Below are 22,608 nucleotides of genomic sequence, written 5' to 3'. Positions count from 1 at the left end.
GGGGGGCCCTTCGGCCCCTTTTTTCTGAATGAATAGGGATGTTAACGAAAGGGGAAGTCAGATGAATATTTTGATTACCGGTGCCAGTGGATTCATCGGTAGAGCCTTGGTCAAGCACCTGGCGGACAAGCATTGTGTTATTTGTCTGTCACGGAAAGCTCCGGAGGGAGCTGCGGCTTATGTACAGGGTTCTTTTGACGTTATGGAGGACCTGAAGGGGCTTGATGCTTATGACATTGAAGCCGTTATTCATCTTGCCGCCGTGACCGGAGGCTGTAGCGAAGAGGAAGGGCTTGCTGTAAATGTATTGGGCACAAGGAGACTCTTCCGGTATCTACTGGATCGCGGCTGCCGGAAGTTTATTACTGCTAGTTCCATTGCCGTGGCAGGAGGGTTGGATGAAGAATTTGTCCCATTGGAGTTGCCTATTCCTGATGAACACCCATGTCTGGCCACCGATGCCTACGGACTTAGCAAGGCTCTGGTAGAGGAACTGACCCGCTATTTTCACCGTGTCCATACCGATGCTGACTTTATCAATTTGCGTCTCGGTGCCGTAGCTGCGGAAGACTGGACTCCGCCTACGCTGGAAGCGGGCTCCCGGCCATCACTTCCGTTCATCACAATGGCCCATGTTTATGCTGATGATGTGGTCGAAGGAATCACTGCGGCACTGCATGCCCCACCTAGGCCAGGAGTGAGGACTTTGAATCTGGTGGGGCCGGATGCGACCAGCAATCCCCCTGTGGCGGAGGTGTTAAGTAATATTTTAGGTAATTCCTATAATTTGGATTATTATCATTTCCCGGGTCATAATTATAAGCAATTATATGCTATGGATCGGTTCAAAGAAGAATTTGGATTTGTGCCTGTTAGGTCAACACGATGCGAGAAAGACGGTAATCAGGAGAATTGAAGCGACGAAAAAAGCAGAGCTCGGGATTGCCGATAAAAAGCAGTGATAGCAACGGGATATCGCTGCTTTTTATACATTTCCGAGTGTATATAGCGTGCCGAAAAGAGGTTGAACACTTGACTATACTGAAAAATGTTTTAATCTATAAACATGACAGCGCTATCAATGCCACATTTAGGAGAGGAGTCCATCATGCTTAAATATTCCAGTGTCTTCCGCAAATTTCTAATCTCCTATGTGGTTATTTTGATTATACCCAGCATTGGCGGCTACATGTCTTATCTAACATCGATTTCGGTGACACGCTCGATCTCTATTGAGAACAGCGTAACCCAGCTTCAGAAGAGCCAAGAGATATTGGAGCGCCGGATGGCGGAAGTCGAGGGCTTTACCAGACAGCTTGCGATAAATCAGGAATTGAATGTTCTGATGAACGAGCGGGATAATGAGACGAATGTCTATGGCATATGGAGAGCGATGCGGAATGTCCTGACCTTTGGGCAGACCAATGATTTTCTGCAGGATTATTTTATTTACCTGGCCAATTACAAGCTGATTTTGACTCCGGGTTCTTCTTACAGACCTGACCATTATTATGAAAATTTCCATTACAACGATTTGTCGCTGGAAGAATGGACAAAGGAAGTGCTGGAGAAAACGCATCGGAGCGAAATCAAGCCACTCAGTTCTTTTGTCAGCAGAAAGATGCAAACTTCAGTGATCACGTACATGCAGTCACTGCCTCTGGATAGTTTCAATGAAGCTTCACCGGCCGTTGCGGTTGTAGTCATTGACGAGAAAGTCATTTCCAGTCTGCTCTCCGGTCTGACTGAGCGTTATGGAGGCTGGGTTCATATCAGCGATGCTAAAGGGCAGACCATTGTCCTGCAGGGGAGCAGTAAACCGGAAATGGTTACAATGGTCTCTGATCCGTCGTTTGACAAGAACGAAGTCAGCCAGTTCTATGGTGATGACTTGGTGATCACGACCCGCTCAGATAAGAATGGCTGGGTATACAGGGCAGGCATTCCCCGGCAGGTTCTGATGGAGAATGCCAACAAAATCAAGGAAATGACGTGGCTGATTACGGGAGGCACGCTGCTGATCGGCCTGATTGTCGGCCTGGTGCTAGCTTATCGCACTAGCGCACCGATTAACCGTCTGCTCAGTGTTATGAAGGAGCAGTTCGGGAAGGACGAAGCAGGTCCGAAGAATGAATTTGACTTTTTGAGCGGAAATATCGCCGATATGATTACCCAGAACAAGTATCTGGAGTCAGAGCTGAACCGCCAGCTTCCGCTGGTCAGGGATGCATTCCTGAAGCGATTGATTGCCGGCGAATTTAAATCACGGGATGAGATTCTTTCCGCTGCCCAGCAGGCGGATATTAACCTGCAACAAGGCAAGGGGTATGCCGGAATTATCCAGATTAACGGATATGCTGGTATGGATAGTGTGGAGATTCTGAATGAGCTGAGTGCTTCTCGTCTGCTCGTGAAGCAGGGCTTGTCTGAGCTTGGCGTGGATGTTCTGATGACGAATATGGGCTCCGATAAAGTCGTCACCCTGTTCTTTTCTATGGATGAAGAATTGGGTGAAGAGAATGAGACTGCTGACATCACCCATACCATGAAGAATCTGGCGCAGTATGTGTTTAATGAATACCGCATTACGATCCAGGCGGGCTTCGGCGAACTGTTCACGTCGGTGACCGAGGTCAGCCTGTCGTTTGATCAGGCCAATCAGGCCTTGGAATACGCTGTCTACATGAATAAAAAAGGAATTATGTGGTACAATGAGGCCCAGACGGAGAACACGACTTATTATTATCCGCTGGATTCGGAGCAGCGGCTGATCAGCACGATCCGGGCCGGAGAGCTTGAGGAAGCCAAGCGGATCGTCCATGCTATTATCGTACAGAATATGGAGCAGCGGGAGCTGTCCATCGAAATGAAGCACCAACTCGTTGGGGAAATGAAGGGCACCTTCCTTAAACTGCTGGATCAAAAAGCTTTTACAGAATACACTTCCATCGAGAATGTCAAACGGCGGGTCATTGATATCGGGTCTTCGGAGCCGCTCGAGACCATCCAGTCTGAATTCAACGAAATTATGGAAGAGCTCTGCGGGCTTATTGCCAACAAGAAGAAAGATACACATATCCAGATCATTAAGCAGATCAAGGAGTATACGGCAGAGATGTACTCTGATTCGGAGCTGACCTTGTACCGGGTTGCTGAGCAAGTGGAGAGACCGGAAAAATATATCTCCCAATTGTTCAAAGAGGTCACAGGTGTTAATTTCTCCGACCACCTTGTTAAAGTCAGAATGGATCAGGCTGTAATTTTGCTAAAAGAGAGTGGATATACCGTTGACGAGATCGCCACACGGGTTGGATATAATAGCTCACATTCCTTCAGACGAGCTTTCAAGCGGTTGATTGGCATATCACCAAGCGCATACAGACAGTGTGCTGATGAATGAATATCTTCAAGATCTAAGGCTGCGTTGTCCGGTTCCGGACAGTGCAGCCTTTTTTCTCCCACTTCAGGCAGGGTACCGGAAAAATGGCCGTTCCTGTGCTATTTTGTGCCCCCGAAAACGGGTTAACTGTACGCTGAAACGCCCAATTGTACCTATTCAGGGGACAGTAAAATCCACTATGATCAGTCGTAGAAAGCGCTCACAAAATACAAAACAGAGGCTGTTGGATAGGGGGAATTGTTCTGGAGAAACAAATCGCTTTAAACCGTAAGTCATTGCCGCAGAGCAAGGGACCGGGCTTTTGGTACAATGCCCGCAAGAGTATTATGAAGCACTGGCAGTTGCATCTGCTGGTCATTCCGCCCTTGCTGTTTTTCCTCATCTTCAAGTATTACCCGATGGTTAACGCTGTTCTTGCCTTTAAGGACTACAACGTTATCAAGGGAATATGGGGAAGTCCTTGGGTTGGACTTAAAAATTTTCGGCTATTCTTTGAGAATCCACAGTTTTGGATCCTGCTGAAGAATACTATTATGCTTAGTGGTTATCAGTTGCTGGCGGGATTCCCGATCCCGATTATTCTTGCCCTCATGATTAATGAGATACGTGGAGGCAAGTTCAAAAAATTCGTTCAGCTAGTGTCGTTTGCACCTTATTTCATCTCAACGGTTGTCATGGTGTCGATCGTTATGCTATTCCTGGCACCACGGCTCGGCTTTGTCAACGTTGCCCTTAACTTCTTCGGACTGGATTCTGTTAACTTCTTGGGTGAACCCGGGATGTTCCGTTCGATCTATGTCTGGTCTGATATTTGGCAGACAGCAGGTTACAGCGCGGTCGTATATTTGGCAGCGCTTGCGGGGATAGACCCTACACTGTATGAAGCGGCGAAAGTTGACGGTGCTTCACGTTTTCAAAAAATTCGTCACGTCGATTTGCCAGGGATTATACCAACCATCGTCATCATCCTGATTCTGAATGTAGGGAATGTAATGGCGATCGGCTTCGAAAAAGTCTACCTGCTGCAGAATCCACTCAACTTGGCCAATTCTGAGATCATTGCAACCTATGTCTATCGGGTTGGTTTGTTGAATGCCAACTACAGCTTCGCTACTGCCGTTGGTCTGTTTAACTCGATCATCAACCTGGTCCTCTTGTTTACAGTGAACGGTTTGGCGAAAAGAATTACCAAGAACAGCATCTGGTAGGAAAGGAGCCCACCTATGGCAGCAACAGTTCAGAAAAAGATTAAAGAATCCGCAGGAGACAGAGCATTTCTATTCACGATCTATCTTGTGCTCGGCCTCGTGGTTATCGCTGTACTTTATCCGTTGATCTTTATAGTCAGCAGTTCGATCAGCAGTCCGGCAGCCGTTACTTCCGGCCGTGTTTGGCTCTGGCCTGTAGATATATCCTTCAAAGGTTTCGAAGTATTATTCAAAACACCTGAAATTATCACCGGTTATGGCAACTCCATTTTCTACACCGCGGCGGGAACGTTGATCAGTGTGACTTTGACGGTTATGATTGCTTACCCACTGTCCCGCAAAGGCTTTTTCGGGCGCAACACGCTGATGATGTTCATCACCTTCACCATGATTTTCAGCGGCGGTCTGATTCCGACCTACTTGGTGGTAAGGGAGATGCATCTAATTGACACACGCTGGGCGCTGCTGATTCCCAATGCCATTTGGGTATGGCAGGTCATTATTGCTCGCTCGTTCTTTCAATCCTCCATTCCTGAGGAGCTTATGGAAGCTAGTGAGATCGACGGCTGCAGTGATATGCGATTCATCTGGAGCGTTGTACTCCCGTTGTCGAAGCCGATTCTCGCTGTACTGGTTCTCATGTATGCAGTGGGCCAGTGGAATGCGTATTTCGATGCGTTGATTTATCTGAAATCAGCAGACCTGTTCCCGCTGCAGCTAGTCCTGCGAAGCATCATTATTCAGAATAACAGCGCCGGCGGGGCCATGGACGTAGGGAAAATGGTGGAGAAACAGCAGCTGTCTGAGCTACTGAAATATTCATTGATTGTGGTCGCCACCTTGCCTGTACTGGTTATCTATCCGTTTGTACAACGTTATTTTGTACAGGGAATGCTGGTTGGTTCTGTTAAGGGCTGATCCTAAGGTTTTATTACATGGAGAGGAGGGATGCCCGCAGTTTTACATTCAAGGGATCTTCGTATCAACTGCTAAACTACAAAAGGGAGTGATGGGATTTGAAGAAGAAAAGCTTGATAACTTTACTAACTCTAGTAATGGCGTTTACGGTTGTAATTAGTGGATGTGCTAGTAAAAATACAGATAACGCATCCAGCAACTCACCATCTAGCAACTCGTCTGGCAAACCGGTTGAAATCAGTGTGTTCTCTGTTCAGGAGTCTGGAATCGACCTACCGACCAACAAATTCTCGAAATTTGTGGAAGACAAGTTCAACTTCAAATTTAAATGGCAGATTAACCCTTCGGACGGTGCCCAGGAAAAACGCCAGATCTCGCTGGCCAGCGGTGACTATCCTGATGCTTACCTGCTTACCCACTATATTGACCAGTTCTCGCAAGCCGATCTGCTGAAATATGGTAAGCAAGGCGTACTCATTCCGCTGAACGATCTGATTAATGAATATGCACCTAACATTAAAGCTGCCATGGAGCAGAATCCTGCTTTGAAAACGTTTAATACAGCGCCTGATGGCAATATCTACGGACTTGTAGCCTACACAGAATGTTTCCACTGTTCCTACCCGAACAAAATGTGGTTGAATACCGAGTGGTTGAAAAAGCTTAACTTGGAAATGCCAAAAACTACAGAAGAGTTCAAGAATGTTCTGAAAGCCTTTAAAACACAAGATCCAAATGGCAATGGTAAAGCGGATGAAGTGCCACTGAGTGGTTCCATTGAGGAGTTTGGTGTACGGGTTGTTCCTTACTTGATGAATGCCTTTGTCTATGATGATGATCGTAACTACCTGCAAATGGTAGATGGAAAAGTTCAATCCTCTGCAATCACACCAGAGTGGAAAGAAGGATTGACTTACATCAAATCTCTGTTTGATGAAGGTCTGATTGATCCGGGCGCATTTACACAAAACGCTGAGGCCTTTAAGAAGATTGGTGAAAATGCTGACGCAGAAATTTTGGGTGCTGGTGCGGGCATGCACCCAGCGATCTTCGTGAACATCGATCCGGGCAATACTCGTTCGGCACATTATAATCCACTGCCGCCGATTACCGGACCTCAAGGGGTTTCCTATGCTACGCATGATGGTGGCGGTGTAGCTCCAGGTGCGAAATTCGTGATCACTAACAAAGCAAGCAAAGAAGCACAAATTGCTCTGATCAAAATGGTGGATTACATGTTTACACCTGAAGGTCAAACGAACGCTGCAGCAGGTATGAAGGGGACTGGCTGGACAGATCCGGAAGAAGGCGATGTAGCGCTGGGTAAAGATGTTAAACCAATGGTCAAAACCATTCCACCGGTTGAAGGTGCTGCACCTTCCAATGCGGGCTGGAGCGGCATGGGTCACTTCTATGAGCCAAAAGAATACCGTGATACCTACGTTCAAGGTACTGACATCTACGATTCAAGCAGCTATGAACGCAGACTGTATGATGCGACTCTGCTATACCAGGGTCATGAGCCTAAAGAATTGTTCCCAATCTGGTCCATCTGGATTGATCCAAATGAGATTGATGAAGCCAGTATGCTACAGACCAACTTGAAGAACTACATCGAGCAAAACCAATTGCAATTCATCACTGGTAACAAGGATCTGAACAAGGACTGGGATGCTTATGTAAAAGGCCTTCAGAACCTGAAGCTTGACCGTTACCTCGAAATTTTACAAAAGGCTTACGATAGTTCTAAATAATAACTATTAAAATCAGAATCAGGTGCTGTACGATAGACCCAGCACCTGATTTCTTTATTTTCAGAGACAGATATTATTGCTGGAGGATGAGTCATGACAGACGAGAAACATTGCAATCATTCATTTGTAGTTTCACGCAGAGGACTACCGGGTACAAGTGCTAGTCTTGCGAAAAAAGCACCAGTGACTATTGCCTTTCTGGGCGGTTCCATTACAGAAGGAGCTGGCGCTTCGGATGCGGATGCCACTAGCTGGAGAGCGTTGACCGGGAAGTATTTGCAGGAACGTTTTGCCGATCAGGAGTTCCACTTCATCAATGCTGGAGTGGGCGGCACGACTTCCACACTGGGGGCGCACCGGTTGCAGGAGCACGTGCTACGGCACGGAAGAATTGATCTATTGTTTGTTGAGTTTAGCGTCAATGATGGCAGTGACCGGGAAGAATCGATCAGAGGTATGGAAGGTATTGTTCGCCAATGTGGGCGGCTGTCGCCGAATACCGATATCTGTTTCCTGTATACGGCAGCGGAGAAGAATCTGTCGGGCAGTCATCCGTTTAACATTGCTGTCCATGAAGAAGTGGCAGCACATTATCATCTTCCGTCTGTCAACTTTGCCGCCAGAGTCTATGAAGAGACACAGGCGGGTCGCATGGAATGGACAGACTTGGCCCCGGATGGGTACCATCCCAATGACGATGGCCATGCCCTTTATGCGGGCTTTTTGCGCGAATATTTAGATATCGCTCTTGCTCCTGACGGCACCGAATTGAAGCTTGAGGATGTAAGAGCGATCTCTCCTCTGGAAGAAAAGAATTACGAATACGGCAACCTGCTCGATTTTCGTGCCGGTGCTCACACGGACGGATTCGAACTCCGCGAGCTGTCGCCGGAAGATCCGCTGATGAACTGGCGTTTCGGAACGGAGCATTTATATACGGATAGTCTGGAAGCGGCGTACACCTTCACCGTCACCGGCCAAAGCGCAGGTCTGTTGCTACTGTATGGACCGGATAGCGGGATATTTGAGTATTCGGTAAACGGCAGCTCTTTTACATCTGTAAATCTGTTCGATGAGTGGTGTCCGCTGGCGCACAGGCCGATCCTGGCAACGTTCCCTCTTCAGGAGCAGCGGAAGGAAATGCAGGTCACGGTTCGGATCACTGGAACGAAGGATGAAGCCAGTAAGGGCACTAGTTTGCGCATTATGAAGATATTAAGTAATTGATTATCTAGGGAAGAGGTATTATACTGCCTCTTATTAAGCGGTTACAAGAATAGAGAGGCGGGAAGACTCATTCATTCTGCAGAACAAGACTTTATTGCAACCCCAACGATTATCCGTTTGACGGATTACGGGGCACAGCCGGATACAGAACTGGACACCCAAGGGGCCATGACCCGTGCGCTCCAGGCAGCAGCCGAGATTTCTGGACCTGTTGTGCTGGACTGCGCCAAAGGAAGCTATCATTTTTACGTAGATGAAGCTATTAGGGCGCCCTATTATATCTCCAATACGACGAGTGAGACTGAAAACCCGGATGTGACGAAGACCATTGGCATTCTGCTGAAAGGTCTGCATAATTTCACATTGGAGGGCAACGGTGCTCTGTTTATTTTCCATGGCAAACAGACCATGATCTTGCTGGACGGCTGCTCAGATGTGGAGATTCGTAACCTGCATACCGATTATTATCGGCCTACCGTAACGGAGATGACTATTGTCAGCAGTGGCCCTGATTACTTCGATACGGAGGTTCATCACGATTCTCGCTATGAGATCAGGGATGGACGGCTGGTCTGGATCGGTGAGGGCTGGAGCTTCACGGAAGGTCCGATGCAGACCTATGATCCGGTTCGTAATACAACTTGGCGGATGGATAACTGGCTGGAACAAGCAACGTCTGTCGAAGAACTGGAGCCAATGAAACTGCGCCTGCACTTTGATTTTCAGCCAGAGGTTGTTCTAGGACATGTCCTGCAGAACCGTGACGGTATTCGCGATCAGGTCGGGGTCTTCATTACGGGAAGCTCCAATGTCTCTTTCACAGATGTTGGATTGCATTTTCTGCATGGACTTGGGATTGTAGGCCAGTTCAGCGAAAATCTCACGTTCCGCCGGATGGACTTATCACCGCGACCGGAAACGAGACGGACCGTCACTGGTTTCGCAGATTTCATCCATATGTCGAGCTGTCGGGGCAAAGTCACCGTGGCGGACGGTTATTTTGCCGGTTCTCATGATGATCCCGTTAATGTTCACGGCACTTATCTGCGAATTGTAGAGCAGCCGGCGGCGAATGTAGTCAAGGTCCGGTTCATGCATCACCAGACCTACGGATTTCTGGCCTTTCATCCTGATGATGAGATTGAATTTGTCCGTTCCGGCTCGTTGACCACCTATGCGAAGGGCAAAGTGGTTGCAGTGGAGTCTCTCAATCCGCGCGAGCTTCTGCTAACCCTGGCCGACCCGGCTCCGGAAGGTATTGGCAGTCACGATGTTATCGAGAATGTAACCTGGACCGCAGAGGTTGAGGTTGTCAATAATCACTTTGCCCGTGTTCCAACCCGGGGCATACTCGTGACGAGCCGCCGCAAAGCGGTGATCGCGAACAATACGTTTGAGCGCATGCATATGAACGCGGTTCTAATCGCGGTGGATGCCGAGTCCTGGTATGAGTCCGGAAAGGTGGAGGATGTAACCATCACCGGCAATCGTTTTGTGGAGTGCGGCAGCGGCGAGCATCCAGTGATCTTCATTTCGCCAGAGAACGTAGACGTTGATGAGAACGCTCCTGTTCACCAGGGGATTATTATAACGGGGAATCGATTCGAGTTGAAGAACACGCTGGCCTTAAGCGCCAAGAGCACATCCGGTCTGATTTTCCAATCCAATGAAATCGTGACCGATAGCGGGAACAGTCTACCCAGCCTTGATGAGGCGATTGTCTTAACCGCCTGCAGCGGAGTGGATATTGCGGATAATACACTCACAGCTGAATAAGATCTGATCGAACATACTGTTAATGATTGATAGTGGAGGAGAGAGCACATGAAACTTCAATATGACAAGCCAGCAAATGTGTGGACCGAAGGACTGCCGATTGGTAACGGACGTCTGGGTGGTATGATTTTCGGTGGTGTGGAGCAAGAGAAAATCAGTCTGAACGAGGATACGCTATGGTCGGGATATCCGAAGGATGGAAATAATCCAGGCGCCAAGGAAGCTTTGCCTAAGGTACGGAAGCTGATAGAAGAAGGCCGCTATGAAGAGGCTGACACGGAGACCCGCAATATGCTGGGGCCATATACCCAATCCTATCTGCCTTTTGGTGATCTGCTGCTCCGATTTGAACACGGCAGTATCTCTCATTCCTATAAGCGGACGCTGGATGTAGAGAATGCAATCCATCGAGTGGAATACAAGATCGGCAATGTCACTTATACCCGTGAAATGTTCGCTTCACATCCAGATCAGGTTCTTGTACTGCGACTGACCACTAGCGCACCTGGTACGCTGAATGTACACGCGACCCTGGATAGTCCGCTGCGGCATAGCCTTCATGCACAGGGCGACAGCTTCGTATTGTCAGGAATAGCACCAGAGCATGTGGACCCTAGCTATTTTGGAAGTGACAATCCTATCCGATACGGTGAACCTGGCCATAGCAAGGGGATGGCCTTTGAGGGCCAACTAACTGTGAAGGCTGAGGATGGTAAGGTAACCGTTGATGGCAGCGGCGTTCATGTGCTGGATGCGACAGCGGCTACGTTCTATTTCAGTGCGGCTACAGGCTTTAATGGATATGACAAGATTCCGGGCCAAGAAGGGAAGGATGCTTCTGCTATTGCTGCATCCCATCTTGCGGGTGCGGTAGACAAACCATACCCGAGCCTGCGTGAAGCACATGTTGCAGATTATCGCTCCCTGTTCGACCGGGTGAAGCTGTCACTTGGCAAATCGCTTGCTGCGGAGGATATGTCTACCGAACAGCGGATTACAACTTATGCAGCCCAAGATCCGGGTCTTGTGGAATTGCTCTTTCACTATGGACGTTATTTGCTGATTGCCAGCTCTCGTCCTGGCACGCAAGCCGCGAATCTCCAGGGCATTTGGAATGCATTCACCCGTCCGCCATGGAGCAGCAACTACACACTGAATATCAACACGGAAATGAACTACTGGCCGGCTGAAATCTGCAACCTTGCAGAATGTCATGAGCCGCTGCTGGAGATGATCGGGAATTTGGCCAAGAACGGCGCCGAGACGGCCCGGGTCAATTACGGAACGCGGGGCTGGACTGCGCATCACAATGCTGATTTGTGGGCACAAACCGCTCCTGTTGGTGACTATGGCGACGGCGATCCAAGCTGGGCTTACTGGCCAATGGGCGGTATCTGGCTGACACAGCATTTGTGGGAGCATTATGCTTTTGGTGGAGATGAAGAGTACCTGCGTAGCACCGCCTATCCCGTGCTGAAGGAAGCAGCCCTCTTCGCGCTGGATTGGCTCATTGAGGATGGCAGCGGACATCTGGTGACTTCGCCCTCGACTTCCCCGGAACACAAATTCCGGACAGCGGAAGGCGTAGCCGCAGTCAGCCCTGGTTCCACAATGGACATCTCGCTGATCTGGGAACTGTTCACCAACTGCATCGAAGCTTCAACGCAGCTAGGCACGGATCAAGCCTTCAGAGAAGAACTGGAAACTGCCCGCGAGCGTCTGCAGCCACTCCAGGTTGGCAAGTACGGTCAATTGCAGGAATGGTCGAAGGACTTCGAGGATGAAGATACATACCACCGGCATACTTCGCATCTGGTCGGGGTGTATCCGGGACGTCAGTTATCGGAAGAGGAGACACCGGAGCTCTTCACTGCTGCGAAGACCTCACTGGAGCGGCGCGGCGATGAGAGCACAGGCTGGAGCCTCGGCTGGAGAGTCGCCTTATGGGGCCGATTCGGGGACGGCAACCGTTCCTTGCGCCTGCTCTCCAACATGCTGCGCCTGGTGAAGGACGGAGAATCGGAGCAGTACAACCACGGTGGTGTATACGCCAACCTGCTTGGCGCACATCCGCCGTTCCAGATTGACGGCAACTTCGCGGCATCTGCCGGAATTGCCGAGATGCTGCTGCAATCGCATCGTCCATACCTGGAGCTGCTTCCAGCGTTGCCGGACGAATGGCAGCAGGGTAGCGTGGAAGGCCTGCGTGCACGTGGCGGCTTTGAAGTGGATATCCACTGGGATAACGGACAACTGACGGAAGCTACGATCGTCTCCCAATTGGGCACGGATTGTGTGATTCGCAGCGCGGCTTCGCTGGTAGTCACCGAAGGCGATAACACAGTTAAAGTCGAGCATTCCACAGCGGGAACTCTTAGCTTCGCTACCGAAGCAGGAAAGACATACAAGCTGACCCTAGTCGGATAGCATTAGACTTATCAGCAAGGAAACGAGACAGCGGCAGGAACCGGAAAGACGGATTCCTGCTGCTGTTTTTTACATATTCTGCGGATAGTTTGGTTTTAATTGTTTTCTATAAACGATGATTTTGTACATTTTGTTATTATTAGGGGAGTAGTTTCCATAACGAACAGTCAAAAATCTGTAATAGATAATGCGCTGAAAAGAGAGGAATGAAACCTAGTGACTCAGGAAGAAGTGTTGCAGGGTGGTAACGTAAATCACATCGTCCGTATGGCGAATACTGTTCGCCGCCCTATAGGTGATTGGAGTCCGAATGTTCATGAACTTCTCCAACATCTGGAGAAACAAGGCTATGAGGGAGCACCAAGATTTCTCGGAATCGATGACTCTGGTCGTGAAGTATTGACATTTATTCCTGGAGAAGTTCCAGGGGACAATTATCCACAACTTGAACCGTACATGTGGTCGGACGAAACACTTGTGGGCTTGGCACGCCTTATGCGTCGTTTCCATGATGCGACTAAATTATTCAGTCCCAATACGGAGAACAGATGGCAGCTTAGTTATGCCGACGATGCTGACCATGAAGTGATCTGTCATAATGACGCGGCGTTGTACAATGTTGTCTTTCAAAAGGAGATTCCTGTGGCACTGATTGATTTTGACATGGCAGGCCCAGGTCCGCGTATGTGGGACATTGCGTACTCCCTTTACACATCGGTTCCGCTTGCGAGTTTCGCCCCTGACCATTCTTCTGGAAGGACAGTAGGGTACCAATATGAATTACATGCCGCAGAGCGTCGTCGGCGAATTCATTTATTTTTTGAATCTTATGGAATGAATGTCCCTAATAATCTGCAACAGTGGATTGTTAGGCGTTTGGTCGTATTGTGTGATACGCTACGAAATGGTGCCGCCGCCGGAAATCCTGCTTTTCAAAAAATGGTTGATGAGGGTCACTTGGCGCACTATGAGAGTGAGATTATTTTTGTAACAGATCATTTCGAAGATTGGATATAGAGGCCGAAATCTCAATGATCTTTATTTATTTTTGCTAAAACATAAGTATCTTTATCTATTTCAATTGCAATGGCCTCTTGAGAAGAAGAGCCTTGTATTGTATATAGCTTTGTTCCAACGGGATAATAATTTGAAAAATTCTCTTTACTTGCAATTGTTTCATCGTCAGAAGAGTTTTCGATCACCCCGAGCAGTTCTTGAACCTCAGTTATAGCTATCTTATCATCAGACCCCATATAAACATGTTTATTAAACCTAATTAGCTTGTCAAACGGCCAACTTTCGGAAGATTCTGTATGGGTATCTTTTGAATTGGTAACGTTAGATTGTTTGGCTGAATTATGAGTACATCCCGTAAGTAGAATTAATAAAAAGATTGATAACAGCACCAGTTTAATTTTCATAACACTTCCACCTTTAAGGATTTAGAATTTTTTTACTCTTTTGTGAATACAGACGGGGGTGATGCGAAAAAGTTGCAAATTCTTGAACGCAGATACTTGGCTACTTCGTACGACAGGACACCAGATTCGAACAGTGTTAAATCGCGATATGGATCGGAAGATCGTTGCATGGTAAACGCTTTATTCTCTCTTTATAATGAGGGCAGACTTGGGTAAGGGCAGTGCTTATTCTACTCAAGGACCAGCATGAAACATTAAGGAGGCATCTTATGCTAACTAGCGATACATCTGTACAAGTGCAAGTAGAACAACAGGACGAAGCTCTGATCCGGGTGACGAACGGTCATGTAAGCCTGGAGATTGATCTCGTAAAAGGTGGAGCTAGCATCGAGAGCAACACCTCACATGTGAAGGGAATCCGTAGCGCATTCCGCTGGCAGGGCCGGGAATACGGTACAGAACACTATGAGAGCCACCAACTGAAGTCACAGGAAGAGGTTGTTCGTGAAGGCTTCGGGAAAGGCATCCATCTGGTGATCTTGCACGAAACATCGTTGCTGCCGCAGTTGGAGCAGCATTTCTATATTTATGAATCTTCATCTTTTGTCCTTGTACAAAGCGCAATTGTAAGTGATGAAGAGCTGAAGACCAACCGTCTCGCCGTTGTGCAGACCAGAGAAGTGATTGTAGGCGGAGCAACAGGACAGCCAGAGGAACTCAGTATCTTGCGTGTACCGTTCGACAATGACAAATGGGTTCGTTATACAGTTGTAAAACCGCCGCTGGATATCGAGAGCTATGAGGCAACGGCTTTGTTCGCGGCAGACAGCCGCCGGGGAATTATTATGGGTTCCATCAGTCACAAAGTGTGGAAAACGGGTATTCGTATTAAAAGTGAAAAGGTCGGCGGGATCGAGGAGCTTGATCTTTACGGCGGTGCTACTAGTGAGCTGACCCGCGATAGCCAAGCGCACGGTTATGTGAAGGGCAAGAGAGTGGAATCCCCGCTCGTATTTATCGGCTTCTACGAAGATTACCGGGAAGGACTCGAAGCCTATGGCCGGGCCAACACCTGGATTGAAGCCCAGCTTCCATGGGAGGGTGGCGTTCCTGTAGGCTGGAATAGCTGGTCGGCGGCGATGACGGAGTTGAATTATGACTTGTACACATCGACCAGTGATTTTTTGAAAAATGAAGTGCAGCCGCTCGGCTTCCAAAGCGAGGACACCGTGTACATCAACTTCGATGCTTTCTGGGATAACTTTACCCCGGAAGAAATGAAGGATGCGCTAGAACGTGTACGTCAGAACGGTCATAGAGCGGGAACGTACTGGACACCATTTGCCTTCTGGGGAAGTCCGGCGCAATTCGGACAGCTTGTTGAAGGGACAGACGGCAAATACACTTATGGAGATATTCTGCTGCGAGACAGTGAGGGTGAGATTTTGCCGGATGTTGACGGCGGACTGGCTATTGACCCTACACACCCCGGCAACCTGCAGAGAATCGATTGGTTCACGAACAAATTCATCTCAGAAGGGTTCGAATACATTAAGTTGGATTTCCTGGTACATGGCGCGCTGGAAGGACAGCATCACAATCCGGAGATCACAACCGGAATCGCGGCTTACCATTACGGTATGACTTACTTGCAGAACAAGCTCTCACCGGAAGTCATTGGCCGGCCGTTCTTCATTAATCTGTCCATCGCTCCGCTGTTCCCTTATGCTTTTGCACACAGCCGCCGCGTATCCTGCGACGTCTTCGGGACATTGCAAGATACCGAGTATCTGTTGAACTCGCTGACACACGGCTGGTGGATGAGCAATACATTGTACCGTTACAATGATCCGGACCATTCCGTGCTATACAAGAGCTTTAACCAGGAGGCTACTGGGTGGCATGAAGGCCGAAGCCGCCTGACCGCATCGGTCATCGCTGGTACAGTGCTATTGATGGGGGATGACTTCCGCAAGGAAGAGGCTGCTGCACGGGCAAAAGAATGGCTGGGCAATAAGGAGATCATGCATGTAGCTCGCTTGGGCCAGACTTTCCGTCCTGTGGAAGGAGACCTTGGCAAGCAGGCTTCCGACTTGTTTGTGCTAGAAGCTACAGAAGAGAATGCTTTCTATCTGGCGGTCTTCAACTTCGATGCTGCACAAGCTGCGCATAAATCCATCTCCCTGGAACGTGCTGGACTAGATGCCACGGCGCGTTATAGCCTTCAAGATCTGTGGGAAGGTTCACAAGGAGAAGTAGCGGGTGTTCTGACGCTGAATCTGGAGCCAGCCGAATCCAAAATATTCAAATTGACGGTAAAGGCAGATTGATAAACAATCACATCTTGCTGGCAAAGAAAACATGTGCCAGGATAGCACGATGATAATGATTTACCAAGACATACAGAACTCCTTAGCGGTTATATAAAAAAACAAACAAAACGCGCTTCCGTTTCTTGCGGATAGCGCGTTTTGTTTGTTGACTGCCCTATGATCTACATTCGAATCCGGCTTCGTGGATTCAGGCGATACTGCGTCGGATTCACACCGTAACTAGCACTGAAGTGCCTTGAGAAGGGATGGATGGAAGGATAGCCCAGCTTCTCGGCGATTGCGGTCACGCTTAGTTCACTTTCCAACAGAAGGCCTGCTGCGCGCCGCATAACCAGGTTGTGATGATAAGTACGCGGCGTTACCCCGGTCTCGCGCTGAAATAGTTCATGGAAATAGGTTCGCTTCAATCCGCACATCCTGGCCCAGTCCTCAATGGATTCACCGCGCTCGGGATGGGCATTCAGGTATTCCAGCAGGCGGACAATACGATAATCGCTTGGCTGATGCAGATGCAGCGCATTGTACCAGCTCAAGATCCAGGCATACATATAGCTGTTCACAGCTTCGAATCGGTAAAATTGTGCATCGTTGTGCGCCTTGGCAATCATCACTAGACTGTCATAGAGCATAGGATGAGCAGCCAGCGAAAACACGCAGGGCAGTTGATCCAGCTCGGAACAGGGTGCTTCGAGCGCTTTCTTTTCAAAGCTGAGGGGTTCTGGTGCATAGATAAATGAATGATTAACGGACACCGGGGAGCGATTGTCCCATAAATCGAAATAGAAATTGTAGGACGAGAGCGGATGAGCAGGCGAGATATGAAAGGCGTGGGGCTGGCCCGGACGCAGGAAAATCAGTGTGCCTCGCTCAATAGGATAATGTCTTCCGTCAATTTCCATCTCGCCGGGGCCATCAATAAAGAGATGAAACGCATAGGAATTGCAGACGCGTAAATTTTCATTACTGCTGCCGTCATACTGATAAGTCATACTCTCACCAACATAGGGCGTGATTGCGGACAGTTTATTCATGCTGTGCCTTCACTTTCTGGTCTCATTGACCTGATCTCTATTGCATCATACAAGTGACCGTACAAATCGTCAAATGAATGAACCCGCGGGCAAAGACAGAGGAGTGCCCCGATGATACTATGAATGCAATGAATCCGTAAGCTTCTATTGATAGGAACTAAAGTGGGAAATAACTGTATGTAAGTCAATAAAGGAGCTTGATAAAGAACAGGGATTTGAAGCTGGGAGATATGATTTCGATGTAGATGTCCCTAAATTTTATTTATGCATAGCGGAGTAATTAACAACATTAGACGCAAAGTACAATCAATAGTACAGAGGTGAAAACAATGAGTAATTGGATAAATACTACCTTCCGCAAGCTGCATCTGGACTATCATCAGCCGGAATGGATGAAAGCTGTAGCTGGCGGGTTTACAGAAGAAGAGGCGCGGCGGCAGGCGGCAATGTTTAAGGAAGCTGGAATTCAGGCGGTTGAATTTTTCGCCTATGACCATTATGGACATACCTTTTACCCTTCGGATATCGCTCCTACGCATCCCGGACTGCGGAACGATTATACGGGTCTGATGTCACGCGCGCTTAAAGATGCTGGCATCCGCCCGATTTTATATTTGAATGCGTTCACAAGTGTACATTTGCAAAAGGATCATCCTGAATGGCTGCGTGTGCTTGAGGATGGCACTTTGACGAGGGGGGCTTGGCTGCAGCATGAAGCCTCGCAGGCCTGTATCTCTTCCGGCTTTCTGGACGAGTATTATCTTCCGCTCCTGAAAGAAGCCGTAGCTCGTCATGAGCCGGATGCTGTCTGGATCGACGGCGGCAGTTGGACCGTGGAATATCCTTGCTACTGTGAGAGCTGCCGTAAATTGTTCCTTGAAGATACGGGCAGAGAGCTGCCACAGGGGTCAATGCCTGAACCCGGTGAAGAATTGAATAGTCCTGAATGGCTGCAATGGCGCCTATGGCGGCGGGGGCAGATCTTTCATTATGTACGCAAGCTCGTCGCCGCTGTGAAGGAGGTTTCACCGGAGACATTGGTGGCGGAGAATAACCTCGGCAAATATTTCTATGGCCTCCCGCTGATGGAGGGCGGCAAGTTTGTACGCTGGCTGACCCCGAAGGAGCTAGGACTAGACTGGTTATCCTGTGATCCGGTCCATTTCGGAGCTAATCATGAGATGATTTTCAGTAAGGAAGGACGTTATCAGGCCACCACGGGGCTGACCTTTGACTATATGAATGAGCGGTTTCACGGCTGGGGCGAGTGGCAAATACGTCCAACCACTGACTGGAAGCTGGAGATGGCTACGATTCTGGCCGTGGGGGCGAGAGGTTTCTTCGCGGATCAGCCTTATCCGGACGGGCGGCTGGAGCCTGCGGTGTACCGGGAGCTGGGGGCCGTTCATGAATTTATGCAGGAACGGGAGCCCTACGCCACAGGCACCCATATCGTGCCGGAAGTGGCAGTGCTGGCCAGCCTGCCATCCCAGCTGCTGGGGCCGGTGGCTGGAGCGGAATGGGGACGCGACAAGTACTGGGGTGCGCTGCCCAAATCGCGAATGGACCGTGTGGACGGCGCATCGCAGTTTCTGGTTGAGATGGGTATTCAGCATCTCATCTATGACGAAGCGACATTAAGGGAACAGCTTGACCGTCAGGCACTGGTTATAGTGCCGGATCAATGTCTCATGGAGGAGGCTACAATTACCGCTCTGGAGACCTATGTAGAGAATGGCGGCAGACTGATTGTCACAGGCAGATCAGGCCTGTGGGATGAGCAGGGGCGCAGACGCCAGGGCGATCTTTTCGCTGGACTGTTGGGTCTGAAGCGTAGTGCGGAGCTTCCCGCCCCGCTGCATTACTGGCAGGCCGGGGATGAACTTGCGGGCAAGCTGGCGTTCGGCCAGATCCGGTTGCAAGCCTGGGGCACCGCGCTCCAAGCTGAGCTTGAGGGAGCAGAAACGTTAGCAGAGCTGCTGGAGCCAGTGGAGGAAGTCTGGGCTGATAGCCGTAAACGGCGTGAGGATTGGCGGCATTATACGACAGTGGGTGCTGCCCCTGCCGGGAACCAAGTGGCAGCTCCAGCGGTGACGCTGCACAGCTATGGACAAGGCAGTGTTATGTACTTGAACGGTGATCTGTTCGCGTTGTATTACCTTGAAGGACATCGTCTGATCAGGGAATGGCTGGATGTTTGTATAGAAGATATTTACCCTAAAGCGACTCGAATGATCCAGGTGCAAAAGCCGCTTCATGTCGAGATGGTCTTAAATGCTCGCCGTACGGATTCCGGTGAGGAGCTCTTGGTGCATTTCCTGAATTATTTCGCGCAGAAGCGCCCAGGTTATGTGATTCATAATGAAGAGATAGTGCCGGTTCAGGGTATTTCCTTTCAGGTAGCAGTGCCTACGAAGCCAACCAGGGTTCTGCTACAGCCGGAGAACACGGAGTTGGCATGGAAATGGGATGGAAGCCGAGCGATCATTGAGTTGCCGGTGCTGGAGCTACACGCGATTGTACAGATCATATTATAGACAGGAGATAAGGATATGAGCGATTTTAAACTATGGTATCTGACCCCTGCAGCGGGTTGGTCTCAAGGTCTGCCACTTGGGAACGGAAGAACAGGGGCCGTTGTCATGGCCGCTTCGCACCGCGAGGTGTGGAGTATGAGCGAAGTCACCTACTGGTCTGGTCAGAGCGATCCAGAGCTTCTTCCTGGTGAGGGGAAAACTGCACTGGAAGAGATGCGTCAGCATTTCTTCGCCGGCGATTATGCAGTTGGCGATTCTCTAGCCAAACAGCACTTGCAGCCGAAAAAGCGGAATTTCGGTACAAACCTCGGTTTATGTGAGGTTGTTATTAAATTTACCGACCAGGAGTCACAATCTGGTGAAGCTGGACTCTTCCAGCGCGAACTGGATTTGAGTAGCGCGGTGGCCGGAGCGGTGGCCAAGGTCAATGGAACCACGCTGCATCGGGAGGTTTTTGCTACCCATGCCGATGATCTCGTGGCCTCACGAATTTGGAGTGACGCCCCAGGCGCGGTCTCCTTCACGCTCCATTTGGAGGGAGGGACAGAGTCGTTCATAACCGTAGCTTCGGACGACACCACGCTGGAATTCAAAGGGCAGGCTACAGAAAAAGTACACAGCAATGGTGCATGTGGCGTCTGGGCTCAGGGTTGTGTCAAGGTGATCATCACCGGCGGTACGATTCAGAGCCGGGACGGCCAATTGACGGTGACCGGGGCGGATGAGGCCCAGATCTACTTTGCCGTCAGCACGGATTATCGCCGGACCGGCGAGGACTGGAAAACGGAAAGTGCGGAGATCTTAAAGCAGGCCGTGAACAAAGGCTATGCCCGGCTCAGAGAGGATCATATCGCCGATTACAGTCAGCAGTATGGCAAGGTGAATATCAAGCTTGGTGTCTCTGACAAGGCTAGTCTCCCAACCGATCAGCGTATTCAATTACTGGCCCAGGGCGGGCAAGAAGATCCGCAACTGTTTGCCTTATTCCTGCAATATGGACGTTACCTAACAATTGCTGGTTCACGGGGAGATTCACCGCTGCCGCTGCATCTTCAGGGCATCTGGAATGATGGCGAAGCCTGCCGGATGGGCTGGAGCTGTGATTATCATATGGATGTTAACACCCAGATGAATTACTATCCGACAGAGGTGACCAATCTGGGGGACAGCCATCTTCCACTGATGCGTTATGTTGAAGATCTGGCTCAGGCGGGGAGATCAACTGCTCGTAATTTATACGGTAGTGAAGGCTGGGTCGCCCACGTATTCTCTAATGTCTGGGGCTTCACGCTTCCGGGCTGGGAGACCTCATGGGGACTCAATGTCACTGGCGGACTATGGCTCGCGACACATCTAATAGAGCATTATGAATTCAGCCAGGATCGGGACTTCCTTGAGTCTCAGGCTTATCCGGTACTCAAAGAGGCAGCTGCTTTCTACCTGGACTACATGATTGTGCATCCTAAGTATGGCTGGCTGGTGACTGGCCCCTCTAACTCGCCGGAGAATTCTTTCTACCCCGGTGATACTAGTGAGGGTGCACAGCAGTTATCCATGGGTTCGACCATGGATCAGATTCTGGTACGCGAGCTTTTCGAATTCTGCCTGAAGTCGGCAACACTATTGGATCGGGACGTAGAACTGCAACGGGAACTGGAGGAAGCTATCGCCATATTACCGCCGCTGCAGATCGGTAAGAAGGGTCAGCTGCAGGAGTGGCTGGAGGACTATGAGGAGGCACAGCCAGAACACCGGCACCTGTCTCATCTATTCGCAATGTATCCTGCAAGTCAAATCACACCAGACCGGACACCAGAGCTCAGTGCGGCAGTAAGAGTGACGCTGGAGAACCGGATGGTTCAGGATGAACTGGAGGATGTGGAATTCACAGCGGCCTTGTTCGGCCTAGGCTTTGCCAGATTGCATGACGGGGAGAAAGCCTACAAGCATATCTCCCATTTGATCGGCGGTTTATGCTTCGATAACCTGTTCACTTACTCCAAATCTGGCATTGCCGGAGCGGAGAGTAACATCTTTGTGATCGACGGAAACTTCGGCGGTACGGCTGTCATTGCGGAAATGCTGCTGCAAAGCCATGCGAATGAGATTCATCTGCTCCCGGCGTTGCCAGAAGCATGGAGTACAGGGGAAGTAAGCGGGCTGCGGGCCAAAGGCAATGCTGAGGTCGACATCATCTGGGAGAACGGTCGGCTGACGGAAGCCGTGGTTCATACTTTCTCGCCAGGAATGGTGACGGTACGCTGGAGCGATCAAAGAACGACTTTTAATGCAGAGATCGGCAGAAGCTATAGGTTTAATACCCAGTTGGAAGTGTTGTAGGACTGCATCCAGATTTGAGGGTCTGACGACATTTCATTACGATGATAATCTGGAATTTTAATAAAAAATCCGAATATTAGTAGACAAAATATAGATGGTGGCGTAGGATTTAACTTCCTGCACCACTATTTTTTTATGTGTGAAATGTACGGTGAAACACTCCAATTTAACAATTTATGCTTGAAAATAACTTTCTTTTATTTGTACCATGGTTGGTGTGGAGGAAAAGAATATAA

14 protein-coding genes are annotated in these 22,608 nt (G+C 49.4%); 12 read left to right on the top strand and 2 right to left on the bottom strand.

What is annotated here, in order from left to right:
• Nucleotides 1-61: 61 nt before the first annotated feature.
• The 9 genes from AC3Y23_RS16170 (at nt 62) to AC3Y23_RS16130 (ending at nt 13,727) form a co-directional block, all read left to right on the top strand.
• Complete coding sequence (locus AC3Y23_RS16170; RefSeq protein WP_379200695.1) at nt 62-916, top strand: NAD-dependent epimerase/dehydratase family protein; 855 nt, start codon at nt 62-64, stop codon at nt 914-916.
• Nucleotides 917-1,108: 192 nt separating this feature from the next.
• Nucleotides 1,109-3,400 (top strand): helix-turn-helix domain-containing protein, encoded by a 2,292-nt coding sequence (locus AC3Y23_RS16165; RefSeq protein WP_379200692.1) that lies wholly within the window; start codon nt 1,109-1,111, stop codon nt 3,398-3,400.
• A 326-nt stretch (nt 3,401-3,726) separates the two neighbouring features.
• Nucleotides 3,727-4,608 carry an ABC transporter permease gene (locus AC3Y23_RS16160; protein WP_379201223.1) on the top strand — a complete coding sequence of 294 codons (882 nt, stop codon included), beginning with the start codon at nt 3,727-3,729 and terminating at the stop codon, nt 4,606-4,608.
• Nucleotides 4,609-4,623: 15 nt separating this feature from the next.
• A complete protein-coding gene (locus AC3Y23_RS16155) occupies nt 4,624-5,526 on the top strand; it encodes a carbohydrate ABC transporter permease (RefSeq protein WP_379200690.1) in 903 nt (300 codons plus the stop codon).
• Nucleotides 5,527-5,663: 137 nt separating this feature from the next.
• Nucleotides 5,664-7,280, top strand: coding sequence for an extracellular solute-binding protein (locus AC3Y23_RS16150; protein WP_379201221.1), 1,617 nt, complete (start codon nt 5,664-5,666; stop codon nt 7,278-7,280).
• Nucleotides 7,281-7,373: 93 nt separating this feature from the next.
• Nucleotides 7,374-8,507 (top strand): SGNH/GDSL hydrolase family protein, encoded by a 1,134-nt coding sequence (locus AC3Y23_RS16145; RefSeq protein ID WP_379200688.1) that lies wholly within the window; start codon nt 7,374-7,376, stop codon nt 8,505-8,507.
• 117 nt (nt 8,508-8,624) lie between these two features.
• Nucleotides 8,625-10,283: a right-handed parallel beta-helix repeat-containing protein gene (locus AC3Y23_RS16140; protein ID WP_379200686.1), complete on the top strand. Its 1,659-nt coding sequence runs from the start codon at nt 8,625-8,627 to the stop codon at nt 10,281-10,283.
• Between the two features lie 48 nt (nt 10,284-10,331).
• Nucleotides 10,332-12,710, top strand: a complete 2,379-nt coding sequence (locus tag AC3Y23_RS16135; RefSeq protein ID WP_379200683.1) for a glycoside hydrolase family 95 protein — start codon at nt 10,332-10,334, stop codon at nt 12,708-12,710.
• Nucleotides 12,711-12,926: 216 nt separating this feature from the next.
• Nucleotides 12,927-13,727 carry a phosphotransferase gene (locus AC3Y23_RS16130; protein WP_379200681.1) on the top strand — a complete coding sequence of 267 codons (801 nt, stop codon included), beginning with the start codon at nt 12,927-12,929 and terminating at the stop codon, nt 13,725-13,727.
• An 11-nt stretch (nt 13,728-13,738) separates the two neighbouring features.
• Here the strand turns inward: AC3Y23_RS16130 and AC3Y23_RS16125 are convergent, their stop codons facing one another.
• The gene (locus AC3Y23_RS16125) at nt 13,739-14,131 is read right to left on the bottom strand and encodes a hypothetical protein (protein WP_379200679.1); all 393 of its coding nucleotides are present in this window, start codon (nt 14,129-14,131) and stop codon (nt 13,739-13,741) included.
• Nucleotides 14,132-14,400: 269 nt separating this feature from the next.
• Between AC3Y23_RS16125 and AC3Y23_RS16120 the strand changes: the two genes are divergently transcribed.
• Nucleotides 14,401-16,461, top strand: coding sequence for an alpha-galactosidase (locus AC3Y23_RS16120; protein WP_379200677.1), 2,061 nt, complete (start codon nt 14,401-14,403; stop codon nt 16,459-16,461).
• A gap of 164 nt (nt 16,462-16,625) precedes the next feature.
• On the opposite strand, the gene AC3Y23_RS16115 is transcribed toward AC3Y23_RS16120, so the two are convergent.
• Complete coding sequence (locus tag AC3Y23_RS16115; protein ID WP_379200675.1) at nt 16,626-17,495, bottom strand: helix-turn-helix domain-containing protein; 870 nt, start codon at nt 17,493-17,495, stop codon at nt 16,626-16,628.
• A 329-nt stretch (nt 17,496-17,824) separates the two neighbouring features.
• Here AC3Y23_RS16115 and AC3Y23_RS16110 point away from each other — a divergent pair, with 329 nt between their 5' ends.
• Nucleotides 17,825-20,032 (top strand): beta-galactosidase trimerization domain-containing protein, encoded by a 2,208-nt coding sequence (locus AC3Y23_RS16110; protein WP_379200673.1) that lies wholly within the window; start codon nt 17,825-17,827, stop codon nt 20,030-20,032.
• Between the two features lie 15 nt (nt 20,033-20,047).
• Nucleotides 20,048-22,372 (top strand): glycoside hydrolase family 95 protein, encoded by a 2,325-nt coding sequence (locus AC3Y23_RS16105; protein WP_379200671.1) that lies wholly within the window; start codon nt 20,048-20,050, stop codon nt 22,370-22,372.
• The last annotated feature ends 236 nt before the right edge of the window (nt 22,373-22,608 follow it).

The organism is Paenibacillus sp. MAHUQ-45 (genome assembly GCF_058133325.1).
The sequence above is the reverse complement of the archived record's forward strand: the minus strand, read 5'-3'. Positions and strand labels throughout refer to the sequence as shown.